The sequence below is a fragment of the Protofrankia sp. Cr1 genome (genome assembly GCF_963555865.1).
Taxonomy (GTDB): domain Bacteria; phylum Actinomycetota; class Actinomycetes; order Frankiales; family Frankiaceae; genus Protofrankia.
Window position 1 is genome coordinate 1 of the sequence record NZ_CAUVXO010000568.1, and the last position, 3309, is coordinate 3309.

At 70.7% G+C, this 3309-nt stretch carries 2 protein-coding genes; both read right to left on the reverse strand.

Annotation, left to right across the window (positions count from 1 at the left end):
* Window positions 1–155 precede the first annotated feature (155 nt).
* Window positions 156–1223 carry a lanthionine synthetase C family protein gene (locus tag U9980_RS25935; protein ID WP_322770327.1) on the reverse strand — a complete coding sequence of 356 codons (1068 nt, stop codon included), beginning with the start codon at window positions 1221–1223 and terminating at the stop codon, window positions 156–158.
* Window positions 1220–3280: a lantibiotic dehydratase family protein gene (locus U9980_RS25940; RefSeq protein WP_322770328.1), complete on the reverse strand. Its 2061-nt coding sequence runs from the start codon at window positions 3278–3280 to the stop codon at window positions 1220–1222. The genes U9980_RS25935 and U9980_RS25940 overlap by 4 nt, the downstream gene beginning before the upstream one ends.
* Window positions 3281–3309: the final 29 nt, after the last annotated feature.

A 3309-nucleotide genomic window follows, 5' to 3' on the forward strand; every position in this document is an offset into this window, starting at 1 on the left:
CTAGCGCGGTCGCGGCCTTCGCGTCCACTCCGGTGCCGTCGGGAAAGGAGATCGTGGCGTGCCACCACTCCGGAGCCTCGGAGGTCGGGAGGTTCTCGTCGTTCCAGTCCATCGCGTCTGGTCGCTCCTGCTCAAATCTTCGAGGTGAACGAGGTTCAGGTGATCAGCAGGGCGCGGGTCCAGCCGATGACGTCCGTCCCCTCCAGCGCCAGGCGCGCACCAGCACGGCCTTCCAAGAACCCCGGTTTGGCGAGGTCGTCGATCCCGGCAGCGACACGATCGGCGAGCTGGTCCAAGTGGCCGGAGAGCCGGCCGGGATCCGGGCTGTCAGCGGCGATGGCGCGGGTGAGGGCCAGCAGCCCCGCCCAGCCATGGCACAGCGACGCATCAGTGATCAAGCCGATGCGGACCGAATCGTCCAGAGCAGCCACCGCAGCGTTCTCGGCCGATCGGGCACGTGCCCGATCGCCAAGGGCGATCGCGGCCAGCTGCCTGGCACGGGCGATCCCGAGATCTCCGTAGCACCACGACGGCCGTCCCCTCGGCATCCTCGGTTTCGTGGTGGTGGTGAGCTGGTCGCGAGTCGTCCAGTAGCCGCCGTGGAGTTCCAACCAGTCGGAGAACGTCCCGATCGCCGACTGCTGGCCGGGCACGTCTACACCGTGGCAAGCGGCCAGCGCACACAGCGACAAAATCCCGGCGATGCCGTGGGCCATCCCGTTGTTGCCGTGCCCGCCGGGAATCTCCTCATGCCCCGGCCCCTGCGCGCACCACCATCCCGGCACCGACGGATCAGCGGCGGCTGGGACGGCCAGGCCGATCAGATGGGCCAGCACTTCTCGGAGCTGGGACGCGTGGGGGCGGGACAGCAACACTGCTCCCAGACCGGCCAAGCCCTGGATGAGGTCGAACTCTGCCAGCACCGGCAGCCGCCCCTCCTTCTGCCGCCGGGCGGCAGCGGCTAGGCGAGTGGCCACGACCCGATCAACGGCGGAGGTGACCGCCTGCCCGGCGTTGCCCGTACGGCCGAGTACGAATTCCACCGCGGGAGCACCGTGGAACAGGCTCGCGTTCGCGCCGGTGCTCACGCCACCGGCGACCGCGTCGGTCAGCAAAGGGCGAGTGGCCGCGAGGTCACCGCGTTCGAGGTGCAGCAGCGCCACGCCCAGACCCTGTTCGGCCAACGCCTGTGTCCTGGGCTGCTTCGTCAAGGTCGCGTTCATGGGTGGGCCGCCACCGCCTGGACGATGCTGTGCGCCCTCCCGCCGATCCAGCCGTCGGCATCCGGCGGTGGCGCCTCATAGAGCACAGCGACCGGATTCGCGGCCAGGTGGGTGCGGAGCAGGTCGAGGTCTAGGTCCCGGGTGAGGTCAAGGAGAAGGTGCTGGTCGTCCAGCGCGAGAAGGACCCGCTCGGGTACCCCTGCGCGGCCGCGCCAGGCGTGCAACTGCTCTGCCCACGCGCGCAACGGCGCTTGTCGGCCGAGAATGGCTTTCGTGCCCCACAAAGTTCGGGCACGCAGCTGCCAGCGGGCGGCGACCAGGATGCTCCGCCGATAACGCAGCGCCGGGGTGAACGGCAACGTCCACGCAGCTCCCCAGTCGAACCACGTCACCTGCGCAGTCCCGGCGCGACCGAGTTCGGCCAGGAACCGGACCAGCGGCGGCGTGAAGTTGTTCCACACGAAGTTGATCGCCGTCGGGGTCAGGAGTTCCAGCCGGACGCCCGTCTCGGCTACCACGAGATACAGGTGGCCGTTCTCCATTCCCACGGCGAGATCGGCGGGTCGCAGCACCTGCTCGCCGCTCCCCCGGAACTCGCCCACGCTCACCACCTCCGGCAGCACCTGCGGTGCACGGGTGAGCAGATCGGCCCCAATCCGGGAGGGGTGGAACGACAGCTGCGCCAGTCTCGCCCCCACCGTCACGGTGGGCAGGCCGCTGAGTTCGGCGGCTTCAGGGAACAGGTGCCAGAACCGGCCCGTCATCGTCCCGGCCGCCCGCGAGACGGTGTGCAGACGCAACCGGAAATCACCCCGATCCAATGCTCGAATCGACGCCGCCTCGACCTGCGCGCACACCTCGAAATGCGGAGCCGGCGCGGTCGGCGGGTCGCCCGCGGCCGCCTCCAGCTCTTCGATCATCGCCTCGGACAGCACCACCTCCCGGTGGCCCTCCAGCGCGGCGCCCCCGGCCAGGTCCAGCAGCAGCCGGTCGCGGCGCGACATCGGGCGCGGCGGCTCCGACACCGCGCCGAACCCGTCCGGCATCCCCAGCCCCGTCTCCGGGTCGGTCAACCGCAGCAAGGCGACTTCGATACCCTCACCGAACCGGTCGGCGAACACCTCCAGGTAGCGACGCCACGGCCCGGTCCCCCGTGGGCACGTCGCCAGCCGGGCCAGCACCGTCGCGGCGGTCTCCACCTCGACCGCCACCGATTCGGGCAACCGCACCTGCGCGTCCAGCCGCACGTCCGATGCCCTCCGGGCCACGGTGCCCGGCACCTCACCGCCCAGCACCGTGGCGGTAGGAAGGACGGCGGTCGGATCGACGACGGTCGCCGCGGCCCGCAGGCCCGACCGCAGCAGACCGGTGCGCAGCAACTCTGCCACCAGACCGACCCTGCGCAGTTCGCTGGTCTCGGGGAATTCGGCGGCGAGCTTCCCCAGCATCGTGGTGTAGGAAATGGGTGCGGTGGCTGCGTCCAAGACCAACGCCACCGCCGCGGTCAGCGCCATCGAGAACTCCGCGGTCCCCTCGGCCGGTATGTGCACCCGGCTGTCCGCCACCCGGGTCAGGGTGTTGGCGCACACCTCGATGCCGGCCATCACGGCCGCGTCCGCCTCCCCTGCCCTGACCAGCGCCTCAACCGCCGCCGAATCGGCCCGATCGACGATCTCGTGTGCCTGCCCGACCCGCACCGCGGCCCGCTCTCCAAAGTCGGCGAGCGCGACGCCGGCGAACAGCCCGAACGGCGTGGAACGGCAGGCGTAGCGGATGGCATACCGGGCGACGGCCAGCGCCGCCCGGCGCGCCCGACGAGCTTCCACCTGCCGCCCGGAGAGGATCGCCGCAACCTGGCGGGCCAGGTCCGGGCTGGCAGCTGCAACCGTCCGCTGAAACGTCTCGTCTGCCCAGACCTGGCCCAGCCAGCACCGCCACTGATCCGTCGAGGCACCCGACCCAGGCCAAGCAGGGAGTTCAGGGGCGGCAAGATTCACCGTGGCCCTCAGCATCGGCGGACCGGAGCGCCGGTACTGCCTGCGCCGCGAACGAGTCATCTCACTCCGATCCATGAACGGGAGGGGCC

Excerpts from the sequence above, each read along its gene's own strand:
- U9980_RS25935 (WP_322770327.1), bottom strand. The coding sequence starts at position 1,223 with ATGAACGCGACCTTGACGAAGCAGCCCAGGACACAGGCGTTGGCCGAA.
- U9980_RS25940 (WP_322770328.1), bottom strand. The coding sequence starts at position 3,280 with ATGACTCGTTCGCGGCGCAGGCAGTACCGGCGCTCCGGTCCGCCGATG.